The organism is Oscillibacter valericigenes, assembly GCF_021531915.1.
Taxonomy (GTDB): Bacteria; Bacillota; Clostridia; order Oscillospirales; family Oscillospiraceae; genus Oscillibacter; species Oscillibacter valericigenes_A.
Window position 1 is genome coordinate 1 of the sequence record NZ_JAFBIV010000062.1, and the last position, 274, is coordinate 274.

Genomic DNA, 274 nt, shown 5'->3' on the forward strand with positions numbered 1-274 from the left:
CATTTGCCCATGCCAACAGAGCGTCCAGAACCGGTTTCTCCTGTTCCAGGCGCTTAGCATATCGTTCTTCTGGCGTCAGTTCTGCGAAAGACTCCTCCAGTTGGAATAGCCTGGTGCAATAGCACTCACCAGTTGCTGCCAAAGAACCTTTTCGGTCCTCTTTGGGCAGGGTCTGTAAGGCTTCGTCAAATTTCCTCCGGGCATGTGCCCAACAACCCACAACACGGATATTTTCAGGCAGTTTGTGGTAGCCCTGGTATCCATCTGCATGAAG

1 protein-coding gene is annotated in these 274 nt (G+C 51.8%); it reads right to left on the minus strand.

Features of this window, described 5'->3' with window-relative positions; genetic code table 11:
* Positions 1-274 (minus strand): IS66 family transposase (locus JQM66_RS12515; protein ID WP_235230192.1); only part of this gene is annotated, 274 nt, incomplete at both ends.